Source organism: Mesorhizobium sp. B264B1B (assembly GCF_020165765.1).
Classification (GTDB): domain Bacteria; phylum Pseudomonadota; class Alphaproteobacteria; order Rhizobiales; family Rhizobiaceae; genus Mesorhizobium.
Genome location: NZ_JAIUIS010000006.1, coordinates 215,068 through 229,587, shown reverse-complemented (window position 1 = coordinate 229,587; position 14,520 = coordinate 215,068). Strand labels below are relative to the sequence as shown.

Below are 14,520 nucleotides of genomic sequence, written 5' to 3'. Positions count from 1 at the left end.
CTCCATAAACGAAAGCGGGGGCGACATGAGCCGCGCCCGCTTCGATTTTTCGGTCAGGCCGTTCAGGCGGCGTTTTCTTCGCTCTCAGCCTTCTTGTCGCGAACGATTTCCTTGCCGGTGGTCTGGTCGACGACCTTCATCGACAGGCGGACCTTGCCGCGCTCATCGAAGCCCATCAGCTTGACCCAAACCTTGTCGCCTTCCTTGACGACGTCCGAAGTCTTGGCGACCCGGTCGTTGGCAAGCTGCGAGATGTGGACGAGGCCGTCACGCGGGCCGAAGAAGTTGACGAAAGCGCCGAAGTCGGCGGTCTTGACGACCGTGCCTTCGTAGATTTCGCCGACTTCCGGCTCGGCGACGATGGTGTGGATCCACTTCTTCGCCGCCTCGATCTCCTTGGCGTTCGCCGAAGCGATCTTGACCGTGCCGTCATCCTCGATGTTGATCTTGGCGCCGGTCTTCTCGACGATCTCGCGGATGACCTTGCCACCGGAACCGATCACGTCGCGGATCTTGTCGGTCGGGATGTGCATGACCTCGATGCGCGGTGCGAACTCGCCGAGCTCGGCGCGCGCGCCGGACAGCGCGTGGCCCATTTCGCCGAGAATATGCTGGCGACCGTCCTTGGCCTGGTCGAGAGCGATCTTCATGATCTCCTCGGTGATGCCCTCGATCTTGATATCCATCTGCAAGGAGGTGATACCGTTGGCGGTGCCGGCGACCTTGAAATCCATGTCGCCGAGGTGATCCTCGTCGCCCAGGATGTCGGAGAGCACGGCGAAGCGCTCACCTTCCTTGATCAGGCCCATGGCGATACCGGCGACCGGCTTGGCCAGCGGCACGCCGGCGTCCATCAGCGCCAGCGAGGTGCCGCAGACGGTTGCCATCGACGATGAGCCGTTGGACTCGGTGATCTCCGAGACGACGCGCAGCGTGTAGGGGAACTGGTCGGCGGTCGGCAGCATCGGGCGGATGGCGCGCCAGGCGAGCTTGCCGTGGCCGATCTCGCGGCGGCCGGGCGAGCCCATGCGGCCGGTCTCGCCGACGGAATAGGGAGGGAAGTTGTAGTGGAGGAGGAACTTCTCCTTGTACATGCCGGTCAGCGAATCGACATACTGCTCGTCCTCGCCGGTGCCCAGCGTGGCGACGACCAGCGCCTGGGTCTCGCCGCGGGTGAACAGCGCCGAACCGTGGGTGCGCGGCAGGACGCCGACCTCGGACACGATCTTGCGCACGGTCTTCAGGTCACGGCCGTCAATGCGCGAACCGGTGTCGAGAATGTTCCAGCGCACGACCTTGGCCTGGAGCTCCTTGAACACGCTGCCGATCTGCTCGGAGGAATATTTCGGCTCTTCGCCTTCGGCCGGAGCGAAGGCCGCCTTGACCTTGGCCTTGACGGCGTCGACGGCGGCATAGCGCTTCTGCTTGTCGGTGATCTTGTAGGCGTCGCGAAGCTCGTCGCCGACGATCTTCAGCATCTCGGCTTCGAGAGCGGAATAGTCCGGCGCGGTGAAGTCGCGCGGGTCCTTGGCGGCGACTTCGGCCAGCTTGATGATCGCGTCGATCACCGGCTGGAAACCGCGATGGCCGAACATGACCGCGCCGAGCATCAGGTCTTCGCCGAGCTCCTTGGCTTCGGACTCGACCATCAGTACGGCGTCGGCGGTGCCGGCGACGATCAGGTCGAGCTTGGATTCCTGCATCTCGTCGACATGCGGGTTGAGCACGTATTCGCCGTTGATGTAGCCGACGCGGGCGCCGCCGATCGGGCCCATGAAGGGCACGCCCGACAGGGTCAGGGCCGCCGAGGTGGCGACGATCGACAGGATGTCCGGATCATTCTCGAGATCATGCTGGACGACGGTGACGACGATCTGCGTGTCGTTCTTGTAGCCGTCGGCAAAGAGTGGGCGGATCGGGCGGTCGATGAGGCGCGAAACCAGCGTTTCCTTTTCGCTCGGACGGCCTTCACGCTTGAAATAGCCGCCCGGGATCTTGCCGGCTGCGTAGGTCTTTTCCTGGTAGTTGACGGTCAGCGGAAAGAAGTCGAGGCCCGGCTTGGGCTCCTTCATCGAAACGACCGTGGCGAGAACCTTGGTCTCGCCGTAGGTGGCGAGCACGGCGCCGTCGGCCTGGCGCGCGATCTTGCCGGTTTCGAGGATGAGCGGGCGACCGCCCCATTCGATTTCCACTTTGTGGTGATTGAACATGTCTTGTCCTTCATATGAGGAAAGGGCCGCGCCGTTTCAGCGTGCGCGGGTGCCCTTTCCCCTGGCTTCCTTTCTCGGGCAGCCACGGGCAAGACAACGGGAAGCTCGATCCATGTCGGCCGGATGGCCGCGCGAGCGTCCTGCAATCCTGCCCCATGACCGTCCATGGGGTGGCTTCGAGGGGGCCCTCTGCACGCTCGAAACCGGATTTGGCCAATCGATCCGACTGGCCCTGCGCATGACCCCACAAGCAGCGGCTTGTGGAATGCGTCACGCGCAAACTCAACTTGTTGGAGCGTCCGTCCGGCATCCGGATGGGTGCGCGGCGCTCCAGTACCTGCATTCGAGATCGGATTGGTCCGGTGCTCAAATGCGCGACCGGCGGGCCCTTGTGAGGCCCGCCGGTCAATTCGTCAACGGCGCAGGCCGAGCTTCTCGATCAGCGTCTGGTAGCGCGTGTCGTCCTTGCGCTTGAGATAATCAAGCAGGCTTCGGCGCTGGGAGACGAGAGCGAGCAGACCACGGCGGGAATGGTTATCCTTCTTGTGGTCCTTGAAATGGTCGGTCAGGTTCTTGATGCGCTCGGAAAGGATGGCTACCTGAACTTCCGGAGACCCGGTGTCGCCCTTGGCGGTTGCGAATTCAGTCATCAATTCCTGTTTGCGCTCGGCAGTAATCGACATCGTGTTTTTCCTTATCTGTTCGAGGAAACGGGTCGCCCTCAGCCGGGATGTCGTCCAGCAGGGGCCGGTGCAAGCAGAGCGTCATAGCGCTAAGCTGCGGCGCATATAGTGCAATTCCCAAGAAAACACCAGCCCAATTCACGAAGCCGGCTTTTCACGCCAAAACGGCAAGTTATCCCTGTCAAAGCCATTTTTTCCATTTGAAGAAGGCAATCAGCCCAACCGCGACCACGGCCATGAACAGCAGCGACAAGGGATAGCCGTAATAGGCCTTCAGCTCAGGCATGTTCCAAGGCGACGTCTCCGGATCGAAATTCATGCCCCAGACGCCGACCAGAAACGTGAGCGGCATGAAGATGACCGAGACGATCGTCAGATAGGAAATGACGTCGTTGGTGCGTGCCTGGCTCAGCGACAGATGCATCTCGATCAGGCCGGTCAGCATGTCGCGCTGGTTCTCGACCAGCTCGATCAGCCGCAGCGCGTGGTCGAGCGTATCGTTCAGGAAGACCTTGGTTTCGGCCTTCACATAGGACACGTCGTTGCGGATCAGCGTCGCTAGCGCATCGCGCACCGGCCACAGCACCCCCTTCAGCACATTGGCGTCGTGCCGCAATCCATGAAGCTGCTGCATCTGATGCTTGTGCGGTGCGTGCAGCATCTGGTCCTCGATGCTGTCGACGAGTTCGCCGGCCGCCTCGATCGGCGGAAAGTAGCTATCGACGATGGCGTCGATCAGCGCATAGGCGAGATAGTCGGCGCCACGGGCGCGCAGCCGGTTCGGCGCCGAGCTTTCGATGCGCTTGCGCACCGGATCGAACGGATCGCCTTCGCGCTCCTGGAAGGTGACGACGAAATTCTTGCCAAGGAAAACGGCGATCTGCTCGTAGCGGTGCGAGGCGACGTCGTCGATCATCCGCACGACCACGAAAGCATGGTCTTCGTAAAAATCCACCTTCGGCCGCTGGCCAGTGTTGACGACGTCCTCCAGCGCCAGCGGATGCAGGCTGAAGATGCGGCCGATCTCCTTGATCAGCTCGATATTGGCCAGGCCGGTGCAGTCCAGCCAGATGACCGGCCACTTTTCGCAATTGGCATTGACGTCGTCGATACTGGCATTGTCGATCGTTTTGGACTTTTGCGGCGAGATCAGGGTGAGCCGCAGTTCCGAGCGTCGCGCCGCGGGATCGGCGATCAGCGTTCCGGGCGATGCACCGACCGGCGGCCGCCTGGCCCTGAGCGGCGCCCGCGTCTTGATCGCCTCAACCTTTGCCATGCGGTCCCTCGGATAGATGTCGCATAGAGATTAGACGAGGGCCCTCACCCGGCAAAGACCCGTTTGGGCTTGAACATGCCCTGCTCGACGGCACCGATGGCCACCAGCTTGCCGCGCGCGGTCGCGCAGGCTTCCTCGGCCTCCACCGGCGCGTCGCGGCCCCGGATGATGACGGGATTGCCGAGGCGGATCTTCGTCGCCGCATCGTCGCTGATGGCTATCTGCGGCAGGCAGTCGAGTGCCGCCGAGGTGTCGACAAGCAGCGCGTCGATCGCGGCAAAATCGATCGGCGCTTCTATCGAATCGGGGGACGGTTGCTGCGTGCCATGACCCTGCTCGCCGAAGCGCGCCGCCTCCAGTTCGGCGACGGTGACGAAATCCTCGGCGGTGAACGGCTCGACCTCGATCCGGCGCAGTTCAGAAATATGGCCGAAGCAGCCGAGATCGCGGCCCATGTCGCGGGCCAGCGAGCGCACATAGGTACCCTTGCCGCATTCGACCTCGAAAACCGTGTGATCGGCCCCGTGCTCGACGATGTCGAGGCGGCCGATTTCGATCTCGCGCGCGGGAATGTCGACCGTCTCGCCGTCGCGGGCGAGATCATAGGCGCGTTCGCCCGCGATCTTGATGGCCGAGAATTGCGGCGGCGTCTGCATGATGACGCCGGTGTATTTCGGCAGCAGCGCCTGCACTTCGGCCTCCACGGGGCGCCCGTCGGAGCCCCTCGTCACCGGACCTTCGAGGTCGTCGGTCGAGCGCTCCTGCCCCCAGGCCACGGTGAAGCGGTAGATCTTGGCGCCGTCCTGGACGTAGGGCACGGTCTTGGTGGCTTCGCCGAGCGCGATCGGCAGCATACCGGAAGCGAGCGGATCGAGCGTGCCGGCGTGACCGGCCTTCTCCGCCTGGAACAGCCACTTGATCTTGGAGACGGCCTCGGTCGAGCCCATGCCGACCGGCTTGTCCAGCACCACCCAGCCCGAGACCGGCCGGCCTTTCTTCTTGCCGCGGCGCGCCATTATTCACTATCCTTGTCGTCGTCCGCATCCAGATCGCGCGCCACTTCCGGCGATTTCAGGAGATCGTTGATCCTGGCGAAATTGTCGAAGGAGGTGTCGAGCCGGAAGCGAAACTCGGGCATGTACTTCATCTGCCGCAGCGCGCCGGAGACACGGCCGCGGACGAACTTGGCATGCTTGTTGAGTGCCTCGACCACGGCGCCGGCGTCCGTGGCGCCGAGCGGCGAGATGAAGGCGGTTGCGATCTTGAGGTCGGGCGACATGCGCACTTCCGACACCGAAACCACGGCATTCTCGACCAGCGGATCGATGATCTCGCCGCGCTGCAAGGTTTCGGACAGCGCATGGCGCACCTGCTCGCCGACGCGCAGCATGCGCTGGGATGGGCCTGATGTGGTCGAACGGGGCATTTTTTCTCGATCCTGAAAGCGTGGGGCGCGGGATAGGACCGTGCCTCATGTCTCAAATGTTTGCCAGGCGGCGGCCTCTCGGCCACCGCCTGGCATGACGTACGTCACACGAACTCAGAGCGTGCGGGTTACCATCTCGACGCGGAAGCACTCGATGATGTCGCCGACGCGCATGTCCTCGTAGTTCTGGAAGGCCATGCCGCATTCCTGGCCGCCCGGGACTTCCGAAACCTCGTCCTTGAAGCGCTTCAGCGTCTTCAGCGTGCCTTCGTGGATGACGACGTTGTCGCGGATCAGGCGCACGCCCGCGCCACGCTCGACCTTGCCTTCGGTGACACGGCAGCCGGCGATCTTGCCGACCTTGGTGATGTCGAATATCTCGAGTATCTGCGCATTGCCGATGAAGGTCTCGCGACGCTCCGGCGAGAGCATACCCGACAGAGCCGCCTTCACGTCATCCACGAGGTTGTAGATGATCGAGTAGTAGCGGATCTCGATGCCAGCGGCCGCGGCAGCGGCGCGTGCCTGCACATTGGCGCGGACGTTGAAGCCGATGATCGCCGCGCCCGACGTCTCCGCCAGTGACACGTCGCTTTCGGTGATGGCGCCGGCGCCGGCATGGACGATGCGCGCACGCACCTCGTCGGTGCCGAGCTTGTCGAGCGCTGCGTTGATCGCCTCGATCGAACCCTGCACGTCACCCTTGATGACCAGCGGGAACTCCTTCAGTCCGCTCGTCTGCAGCTGCGACATCATCTGTTCGAGCGAACCGCGCTGGCCGGCATGACGGGCAACCGCCTTCTCGCGGGCCAGACGCTGGCGGTACTCGGTGATCTCGCGGGCGCGGGCCTCGTTGTTGACCACGGCGAAGCGGTCGCCGGCCTGCGGCGTGCCCTGGAGGCCGAGCACCTCGACCGGCATCGCCGGCGGCGCTTCCTTGACGTGTTCGCCACGATCGTCGACCAGCGCGCGCACCCGGCCCCATTCATTGCCGGCGACAAGGATGTCGCCCGGCATCAGCGTGCCGGTCTGCACCAGCACGGTGGCGACGGGGCCACGGCCCTTGTCGAGCTGCGCCTCGATGACGACGCCCTCGGCGGTGCGGTCCGGATTGGCCTTGAGGTCGAGGATTTCGGCCTGCAGCAGGATCGCTTCGAGCAGCTTGTCGAGATTGGTGCCCTTGGTCGCCGACACTTCGACGTCCAGCACCTCGCCGCCCATCGATTCCACGAACACTTCGTGGCGCAACAGCTCGGAGCGCACTTTCTGCGGATCGGCGTCATGCTTGTCGATCTTGTTGATCGCCACGATGATCGGAACGCCGGCCGCCTTGGCATGGCTGATCGATTCGATCGTCTGCGGCATCACGCTGTCGTCGGCCGCCACCACCAGGATGGCAATGTCGGTGGCCTGGGCGCCGCGGGCGCGCATGGCCGTGAAGGCGGCGTGGCCGGGCGTGTCGATGAAGGTGATCTTCTGGCCGTTCTTCTCGACCTGATAGGCGCCGATATGCTGGGTGATGCCGCCGGCCTCGCCGGAGACGACATTGGCGTTGCGGATCGCGTCGAGCAGCGAGGTCTTGCCGTGGTCGACATGGCCCATGATGGTCACGACAGGCGGCCGCGACACCAGGTCTTCCGGACGGTCGGCGATGTTGAACAGGCCTTCCTCGATATCGGACTCGGCGACGCGGCGGACCGTGTGGCCGAATTCGGTGGCGACCAGTTCCGCCGTGTCGGCGTCGATGACGTCGCCCGGCTTCAGGATCTGGCCCTGCTTCATGAAGAACTTGACCACATCGACGGCGCGCTCGGACATGCGCTGCGCCAGTTCCTGGATGGTGATGGTTTCGGGCAGGATCACTTCGCGCATAACCTTCTCGCGCGGCTCATTGTGCATCGCGCGCTTGAACTTTTCCTGGCGGCGGCGCATCGACGACAGCGAACGGGCCCGCGCATCCTCGTCGGAAAGCGCGGAGTTCAGCGTCAGCTTGCCGCGACGGCGGTCTTCCTCGCCCTTGGTCGGCTTGGCCGGACGCGCCACTTCGGGCGTCACCAGGCGGCGCACCGGCGCACCGGCGCCAGTCCGCTTCGGCTTGACCTCTTCTTCCTCGTCGGCGGTCGCCAGTTCGGCGGCCTGCGGCGCGCGGCGACGCGCCTCTTCCTCGGCGCGGCGGCGGGATTCGGCCTCGGCCTGCAACCGCGCTTCTTCCTCGGCCTGGCGGCGTGCGGATTCCTCGCGCTCGCGCTTGCGGCGCTCCTCATCCTCGGCGCGGCGCTTGGCTTCCTCAACGGCGCGTTGCCGGTCCTCGACCTCGCGCGCCTTGGAGCCTTCGAGCGCCCTGCGGCGCGCTTCCATTTCGCTGCGCGACAGTTCGTTCAACACCATGCCGCTACGCTCGACCGGTGCCGGCGGAGGTGGAGGCGGCGCCTTGGGTGCCTCCTGCACGACGGGAGCCGCCGCGACCACCGGCTTCGGGGTGAACACGGGTGCCGCCACCACCGGCTCCGGCTTGTCGCCGGGCAGCGAGAATTTGCGCTTCTTGGTCTCGACCACGACCGACTTGGTGCGGCCGTGCGAGAAGTTCTGGCGCACGGTGCCCTGTTCCATGCCGGGGCGCTTCAGCGTCAAGGTCTTCTTCGGCGTAACACTCAACGTCTTGTCGTCGCCCGATTTCGTATCGCTCATTCCATATCCTCTGCGGCCTCATCTTCGTCAGCAACGGCCGCAAGCATTGCCAGATCGTCCGGGGTACCGCCCCGATATCGGTCGAGCGCAACCATGCGCTTCTGGACCGCCTTACCCGCGTCTCCCGCGAGGACGGCAGCATGTATCACATTTGTACCCCCCAATGCCAAGCTCAACTCGGCCTCGGAGAAAAGTTTGTAGGCAAGGATGGAGGGGCCGCCAATATGGACGGTCGCCCGCCGCGCCTGGCTGATCTTGCGCACGCCATCGTCTGAGGCTTCGGTCGCGTGGAGCACGAAAAGCGCCAATCCGCCGCGCACCGCGCTCTCCACCTTGGTGGCGCCCAGCGCGATCGCCCCTGCCTTGCGAGCGAGACCCAGCATGCCAAGGGCGGATCTGGAAAGCAGCCCATCGACCATGCCGCCGAGATCGGGCGGCACGACCACCTGTGCCTTAAAGGCGCGGCTAAAAAGGTTCTTGGCCGCCGCCTTGTCGATATGTAGGCGGTCGGCGCTCACCCAGCAACCACGGCCGGGCAGATTTCTCTTGAGATCCGGAACGACGGCCGAATCCGGGCCGACGACGAACCGGATCAGTTCATCCGGTTCGGCCTGCTTGCGGGTGACGATGCAGGTGCGATCGTTCATCTCGTCCAAGGGCGGTTTCTGTGCGATGCGGTTTCACCTCACGCACCAACGGCTTCGTCAGCCGGCGCTTCTTCGGCTGCAAGCTCGTCTTCGGAAATCCAGCCGGCCTTGAGACGGGCCGCGAGCACCATCTGCTCGGCATCGGCGCGCGAAACGCCATGATCGGCCAGCACGCCCGGATACACCTTGGTCTCGCCGTCCTTGCGTTCCTTCCAGCCGGTGAGGTCGTCGGCGGCATAGCCGGCGAAATCCTCGATCGTCTTCACGCCGTCCTCGCCGAGCGTCACCATCATGGCGGTGGTGATGCCGGGGATTTCGCGCAGCTCGTCCTTGACGCCCAGCGCCTTGCGCTTTTCGTCGTGCTCGGCTTCGATCTTCTCCAGATATTCGCGGGCCCGGGTCTGGATCTCCGAGGCGGTATCCTCATCGAAGCCGTCGATCGAGGCGATTTCGCCGGCATCGACATAGGCGACTTCCTCGACGCTGGTGAAGCCTTCGGAGGCGAGCACCTGGCCGACCATCTCGTCGACGTCGAGAGCTTCCATGAACAGCGCCGAGCGCTCGACGAATTCCTTCTGGCGGCGCTCGGATTCCTCGGCCTCGGTCAGGATGTCGATATCCCAGCCGGTGAGCTGCGAAGCGAGGCGCACATTCTGGCCGCGGCGGCCGATGGCCAGCGACAGCTGGTCGTCCGGCACCACCACTTCGATGCGCTCGGCGTCTTCGTCGAGCACGACCTTGGCGACTTCCGCCGGCTGCAACGCATTGACGATGAAGGATGCGGCCGAGGGCGACCACGGAATGATGTCGATCTTCTCGCCCTGCAATTCGGCGACGACCGCCTGGACGCGGCTGCCGCGCATGCCGACGCAGGCGCCGACCGGATCGATCGAGCTGTCGCGCGAGATGACGGCGATCTTGGCGCGCGAACCGGGATCGCGGGCGACCGACTTGATCTCGATAATGCCGTCATAGATCTCCGGCACTTCCATGGTGAAGAGCTTGGCCATGAACTGCGGATGGGTGCGCGACAGGAAGATCTGCGGGCCGCGCTGCTCACGGCGCACGTCGTAGACATAGGCGCGGACGCGATCGCCATATTTGTAGTTTTCGCGCGGGATCAGCTCGTCGCGGCGGATGATCGCTTCGCCACGGCCGAGATCGACGATGACATTGCCGTATTCGACGCGCTTGACGGTTCCGTTGACGATCTCGCCGATGCGGTCCTTGTATTCGTCATACTGGCGGTCGCGCTCGGCCTCGCGCACCTTCTGCACGATGACCTGCTTGGCCGACTGGGCGGCGATGCGGCCGAAATCCATCGGCGGCAGCTGTTCGGCGATGAAGTCGCCGAGCTGGGCGTCGGGATTGCGCTCGCGCGCCGAGGAAATGGCGATCTGCGTGGCATAGTCGTCGACCTTCTCGACCACTTCCATCAGCCGCTGCAGCTTCATCTCACCGGTGTTGGGGTTGATGTCGGCGCGGATGTTGGTCTCCTGGCCATAACGCGAGCGTGCCGCCTTCTGGATCGCATCAGCCATGGCGGCGATGACGATCGACTTGTCGATCGACTTTTCACGCGCGACCGCGTCGGCGATCTGCAGCAGTTCAAGTCTGTTGGCGCTTACAACCATGTTTTTTCTCCCGAGCCTGTTTGCCGGCCCCTGGGGCCTGGCAGCTCAATCAACTTTCCTGTTCGTGTTCTTCCGTAGCGCCCGGTTCCGTACCCTCCGGTACGTCGTCGTCCGGTTCGCCGCGGCGTTTCTTGGCTTCCTTGCGCGCCCTATTGTCCTTCGACAACGCATCACGGATGAGGTCGTCGGTCAGGATCAGCCGGGCTTCGGCAATGGCGTCGTAGGGCACGCGCACTGTCGGCTCCTCACCGTAGGCCGCCTTGTCGCGCTCGATCAGCACATCGTTCTCACCGGCTTCGGCGATCTTGCCCTTGAAGCGCTTGCGATCCGCGACAACGACCGATGTTTCCATCTTCACCAGATGACCGGTCCAGGTCGAGAAATCCGATTTGCGCACCAGCGGCCGGTCAATGCCGGGCGATGAGACTTCGAGATGATACGCCTTCTCGATGGGATCGTCGACGTCGAGCGCCGGCGACACCGCACGGCTCACCTCTTCGCAATCCTCGACCGTCATGGTGCCGTCCTCGCGCTCAGCCATGATCTGCAGCGTCAGCCCGTTCTGGCCGGACAGATGCACGCGTACAAGGCGAAAGCCGATGCCGCGCAGCACCGGCTGGACGATCAGCGCGATGCGCGCATCGATGCCGCTTTCGCGGATGATGCGATCGTCGCTCTCGCTTGCCGTTGACGTCATTCGATTCCTGTCGATCATTCTCTAGCCGTCGGCAGGTAATAAAAAAGAGCGGGACCGGGTGGACCCACTCTTCGTCATACCGACCAAGAATTTGAGGCTGATATAAACGATCCGCCCCGGTGTTTCAAGCCCGCCGTCCCAACTGCGCGAATGTCCTGGCGCATTGGGGTTGCGCCAGGTGCATGCCATCCATGCGGCAACGGCCCTTGTTGGTCCTCAAGCCGCGCTCCTATCTATGTTGCATTGCACAAAACGACAGCGATAGCGCGTCACCGCACGCGAAAGGACATGACAATGAACAGCCGCAAGGTTTTTTCCGCCATAGGCGATCTCTTCACCACATTCGGCAGCGCCGTAGCCGCGTCGCGGGCGGTGGAAGCCGGCCGCAAGCCGCGCGCCCAGGATCTGCGCAGCCTCGGCATGGATCCGACGGCTTTCGACAAGATCGGCCGTTTCTGAACTCCGGCCAACGGGCGACATTCGATTTCTGTGTCCCCGCAACAATTGAAGATCTCTCCCTCACGAAGGGCCCAGATCCTGATGCCCAAATCCCGATGCCTGGGACCTGATGCCTAGGTCCTGATGAAGGTAAGATAGGCCGGCCGCCTGCCCTCGCGGACGGCTTTCGCCTCGTAGCGGGTGCCTGGCCAGCCATCGTAGGGGCGATGCCAGTCGACGGCCTCTGAAGCCTGCCAGGCGAAACCGCCATGCGCGCGGCAATGCAGCAGTGTCCAGTTCACATAGGTGTCGATGTCGGAAGCGAAACGGAATTCGCCGCCACGCTTCACAACGCGTGCGAAACGCTCGAGATTGACCGGGCTGACGAAACGGCGCTTCCAGTGCTTCTTCTTCGGCCACGGATCGGGATAGAGCAGGTCGATGCCATCGAGCGAGGCCTGCGGCAGCCAGTCGAGCAGCCGCGTGGCGTCGTCGTCGTAGACCCTGAGGTTGGCCAGCGGCTTTTCCCGCACCGCCATCATCATCTTGGCCATGCCGTTGACGAAGGGCTCGACACCGATAAAGCCGGTCATCGGCGCTTCGGTCGCGCGATGCAGGAGATGCTCGCCGCCGCCAAAGCCGATTTCGAGGCGAACGGCGGAAACATCGGCTTCGAACAGAGCCCGCAGATCCGACGGCGCCTCGGTCGTCAGATCGATCCGATAGGTGTCGAGGCCGCTTTCCAGCGCCGCCGCCTGCTGCGGGCGAACCGGCTTTCCGCGCCGACGGCCGAAGAAGGCTTCTGTCGCGCGGCTTGGCCTGTCCCCGGAACTCATCGGCTGATCAAGGTCCTGTCGCCGCCCTCAGGCAGCGACAGCATCCTTGAGCGCCTTGGCGAGATCGGTCTTTTCCCAGGAAAAAGATCCGTCGCGGCCGGCCTTGCGACCGAAATGACCGTAGGACGAGGTCTTGGCGTAGATCGGCTTGTTAAGGTCGAGGTGGCGGCGGATGCCGGACGGCGACAGGTCCATCACAGTGCGCAGCGCCTCCTCGAGCCTTGCCTCGTCGACCTTACCGGTGCCGTGCAGGTCGACATAGACCGACAAGGGCTGGGCGACGCCGATGGCGTAGGAAAGCTGGATGGTGCAGCGGTCGGCAAGTTTCGCCGCCACAACGTTCTTGGCCAGGTAGCGCGCCGCATAAGCGGCCGAACGGTCGACCTTGGTGGTGTCCTTGCCCGAGAAAGCGCCGCCGCCATGGGGTGCGGCGCCGCCATAGGTGTCGACGATGATCTTGCGGCCGGTCAGCCCGGCGTCGCCATCAGGCCCGCCGATAACGAACTTGCCGGTCGGATTGATGTACCACATGCAATCGTCGGCGATCTTGAGGTCACCCAATGCCTCGCGGATATAGGGCTCGACGACCTTGCGCACCTTCTTGGAATCCCAGCTCGCATCGAGGTGCTGGGTCGACAGCACGATCTGCGTCGCTTCGGCGGCCTTGCCGTCGATATAGCGGACGGTGACCTGGCTCTTGGCGTCCGGCCCGAGCTTGCCTGCATCGCCGTTGTTCTGGTGGCGGGCGGCGGCCAGAAGTTCGAGGATCTTGTGGCTGTAGTAGATCGGCGCCGGCATCAGGTCCGGCGTCTCGCGGCAGGCATAGCCAAACATGATGCCCTGGTCGCCGGCACCCTCCTCGCCCTGGCGGTCGGAGGCATTGTCGACGCCTTGGCCGATGTCGGGCGACTGGCCATGCAACAGAACGTCGATCTTGGCCTTTTTCCAGTGGAAGCCGGCCTGCTCATAGCCGATCTCGCGGATCGCCTTGCGGGCGACCGACTTGAACTTCGCCGGGTTGACGACCGGATGGCCGGCGGCATCCCTCAGGATGTTGCCTTCCTTGTCCTTCTTCAGCAGCGTCTCGGGAACGCGCACCTCGCCGGCGATGACGACGCGGTTGGTGGTCGCCAGCGTCTCGCAGGCGACGCGGACTTTCCACGGATCCATGCCCGTCTTCTTGGCCTCACGGTAGACCAGGTCGACGATCTCGTCGGATATCCGGTCACAGACTTTGTCGGGATGGCCCTCGGCAACGGATTCCGAGGTAAAGAAGTAGTTCTGCCGCGTCACGGGTGTCCCCTCTTGAAAAAACGATCGGCAGGCTGCCGATTTGGCGCGCCACGTGTTAGCGGGGCGAAGCGCCGCTCGTCAAGCGGTGCCGCCCTTCTGGCATGAATGTCGATGTCGATATTTTGTACCACCAGCGGCCGAAATGCCGCCGGTCGAGTCCTGTTGCGGATCAGTCGGAATCTTCGGACGCCAGCGACTTCACCAGGTCTATGATCCTGCGACGCACCTTGACGTCGGCGATCTTAACGAAGGCCCGGTTGAGTTGAAGGCCCTCCGGGCTGCCGCAGAATTCCACGGCGAAAGCCATCGAAGCATCCTCCGCGAAACCGCGGCCGGCCGGGCTCTCCTGGCCCGGCGCATCCTCGAAAAAGAAGGCGACAGGCACGCCGAGTATGGATGCTATCGCCTGCAGGCGGCTTGCGCCGACCCGGTTGGTGCCCTTTTCATATTTCTGTATCTGCTGAAATGTGATGCCGAGGTTCTCGCCTAGTTTTTCCTGGCTCATTCCCAACATATTGCGGCGAAGCCGGATGCGACTTCCAACATGGATGTCGATCGGATTCGGTTTCTTCTTGTTATCTTCTGTCATTTTTTCCTCGCCGAATTTTTTCGGCTTTGTGATTTTTTTCCTACCCAAACAAAGCCGGAGGCGACTGCCCCAACAGAACGATCCACCGGCTTCGAGAAATTTT

The 14,520-nt window shown here is 63.5% G+C and carries 13 protein-coding genes; 1 reads left to right on the top strand and 12 read right to left on the bottom strand.

The window, feature by feature from the left end; all coding sequences use genetic code 11:
- Positions 1 to 62: 62 nt before the first annotated feature.
- From pnp to rimP, 9 genes are all read right to left on the bottom strand, one after another.
- Complete coding sequence (pnp, locus tag LB547_RS14855; RefSeq protein ID WP_140564849.1) at positions 63 to 2,210, bottom strand: polyribonucleotide nucleotidyltransferase; 2,148 nt, start codon at positions 2,208 to 2,210, stop codon at positions 63 to 65.
- Positions 2,211 to 2,623: 413 nt separating this feature from the next.
- On the bottom strand, positions 2,624 to 2,935 hold the full coding sequence (rpsO, locus tag LB547_RS14850) for a 30S ribosomal protein S15 (RefSeq protein WP_281405124.1): 312 nt from the start codon (positions 2,933 to 2,935) through the stop codon (positions 2,624 to 2,626).
- Between the two features lie 139 nt (positions 2,936 to 3,074).
- Positions 3,075 to 4,169 carry a magnesium/cobalt transporter CorA gene (gene corA, locus LB547_RS14845; protein ID WP_140513174.1) on the bottom strand — a complete coding sequence of 365 codons (1,095 nt, stop codon included), beginning with the start codon at positions 4,167 to 4,169 and terminating at the stop codon, positions 3,075 to 3,077.
- Positions 4,170 to 4,213: 44 nt separating this feature from the next.
- Positions 4,214 to 5,185 carry a tRNA pseudouridine(55) synthase TruB gene (gene truB, locus LB547_RS14840; RefSeq protein ID WP_140759457.1) on the bottom strand — a complete coding sequence of 324 codons (972 nt, stop codon included), beginning with the start codon at positions 5,183 to 5,185 and terminating at the stop codon, positions 4,214 to 4,216.
- Positions 5,185 to 5,595 (bottom strand): 30S ribosome-binding factor RbfA, encoded by a 411-nt coding sequence (gene rbfA, locus LB547_RS14835; protein ID WP_140759455.1) that lies wholly within the window; start codon positions 5,593 to 5,595, stop codon positions 5,185 to 5,187. Before rbfA ends, truB begins: the two co-directional genes overlap by 1 nt.
- Positions 5,596 to 5,709: 114 nt before the next feature.
- Complete coding sequence (gene infB / locus LB547_RS14830; RefSeq protein ID WP_140523875.1) at positions 5,710 to 8,283, bottom strand: translation initiation factor IF-2; 2,574 nt, start codon at positions 8,281 to 8,283, stop codon at positions 5,710 to 5,712.
- The gene (locus tag LB547_RS14825; protein ID WP_140497289.1) at positions 8,280 to 8,930 is read right to left on the bottom strand and encodes an RNA-binding protein; all 651 of its coding nucleotides are present in this window, start codon (positions 8,928 to 8,930) and stop codon (positions 8,280 to 8,282) included. The genes infB and LB547_RS14825 overlap by 4 nt, the downstream gene beginning before the upstream one ends.
- A 38-nt stretch (positions 8,931 to 8,968) precedes the next feature.
- Positions 8,969 to 10,564, bottom strand: a complete 1,596-nt coding sequence (nusA, locus tag LB547_RS14820; RefSeq protein WP_140496790.1) for a transcription termination factor NusA — start codon at positions 10,562 to 10,564, stop codon at positions 8,969 to 8,971.
- A gap of 49 nt (positions 10,565 to 10,613) precedes the next feature.
- The gene (gene rimP, locus LB547_RS14815) at positions 10,614 to 11,261 is read right to left on the bottom strand and encodes a ribosome maturation factor RimP (protein WP_140557592.1); all 648 of its coding nucleotides are present in this window, start codon (positions 11,259 to 11,261) and stop codon (positions 10,614 to 10,616) included.
- Between the two features lie 294 nt (positions 11,262 to 11,555).
- Here rimP and LB547_RS14810 point away from each other — a divergent pair, with 294 nt between their 5' ends.
- The gene (locus LB547_RS14810; RefSeq protein ID WP_140496794.1) at positions 11,556 to 11,720 is read left to right on the top strand and encodes a hypothetical protein; all 165 of its coding nucleotides are present in this window, start codon (positions 11,556 to 11,558) and stop codon (positions 11,718 to 11,720) included.
- A 113-nt stretch (positions 11,721 to 11,833) separates the two neighbouring features.
- Here LB547_RS14810 and trmB read toward each other — a convergent pair whose 3' ends face one another.
- From trmB to LB547_RS14795, 3 genes are all read right to left on the bottom strand, one after another.
- Positions 11,834 to 12,535 (bottom strand): tRNA (guanine(46)-N(7))-methyltransferase TrmB, encoded by a 702-nt coding sequence (trmB, locus tag LB547_RS14805; RefSeq protein ID WP_140523870.1) that lies wholly within the window; start codon positions 12,533 to 12,535, stop codon positions 11,834 to 11,836.
- A gap of 27 nt (positions 12,536 to 12,562) precedes the next feature.
- On the bottom strand, positions 12,563 to 13,828 hold the full coding sequence (metK, locus tag LB547_RS14800; protein ID WP_140496798.1) for a methionine adenosyltransferase: 1,266 nt from the start codon (positions 13,826 to 13,828) through the stop codon (positions 12,563 to 12,565).
- Between the two features lie 169 nt (positions 13,829 to 13,997).
- Positions 13,998 to 14,417 carry a helix-turn-helix domain-containing protein gene (locus LB547_RS14795; RefSeq protein ID WP_140496800.1) on the bottom strand — a complete coding sequence of 140 codons (420 nt, stop codon included), beginning with the start codon at positions 14,415 to 14,417 and terminating at the stop codon, positions 13,998 to 14,000.
- Between the last annotated feature and the right edge of the window lie 103 nt (positions 14,418 to 14,520).

Excerpts from the sequence above, each read along its gene's own strand:
- truB (WP_140759457.1), bottom strand. The coding sequence starts at position 5,185 with ATGGCGCGCCGCGGCAAGAAGAAAGGCCGGCCGGTCTCGGGCTGGGTG.
- infB (WP_140523875.1), bottom strand. The coding sequence starts at position 8,283 with ATGAGCGATACGAAATCGGGCGACGACAAGACGTTGAGTGTTACGCCG.
- rimP (WP_140557592.1), bottom strand. The coding sequence starts at position 11,261 with ATGACGTCAACGGCAAGCGAGAGCGACGATCGCATCATCCGCGAAAGC.
- nusA (WP_140496790.1), bottom strand. The coding sequence starts at position 10,564 with ATGGTTGTAAGCGCCAACAGACTTGAACTGCTGCAGATCGCCGACGCG.
- rbfA (WP_140759455.1), bottom strand. The coding sequence starts at position 5,595 with ATGCCCCGTTCGACCACATCAGGCCCATCCCAGCGCATGCTGCGCGTC.
- LB547_RS14810 (WP_140496794.1), top strand. The coding sequence starts at position 11,556 with ATGAACAGCCGCAAGGTTTTTTCCGCCATAGGCGATCTCTTCACCACA.
- pnp (WP_140564849.1), bottom strand. The coding sequence starts at position 2,210 with ATGTTCAATCACCACAAAGTGGAAATCGAATGGGGCGGTCGCCCGCTC.
- trmB (WP_140523870.1), bottom strand. The coding sequence starts at position 12,535 with ATGAGTTCCGGGGACAGGCCAAGCCGCGCGACAGAAGCCTTCTTCGGC.
- LB547_RS14825 (WP_140497289.1), bottom strand. The coding sequence starts at position 8,930 with ATGAACGATCGCACCTGCATCGTCACCCGCAAGCAGGCCGAACCGGAT.
- corA (WP_140513174.1), bottom strand. The coding sequence starts at position 4,169 with ATGGCAAAGGTTGAGGCGATCAAGACGCGGGCGCCGCTCAGGGCCAGG.
- LB547_RS14795 (WP_140496800.1), bottom strand. The coding sequence starts at position 14,417 with ATGACAGAAGATAACAAGAAGAAACCGAATCCGATCGACATCCATGTT.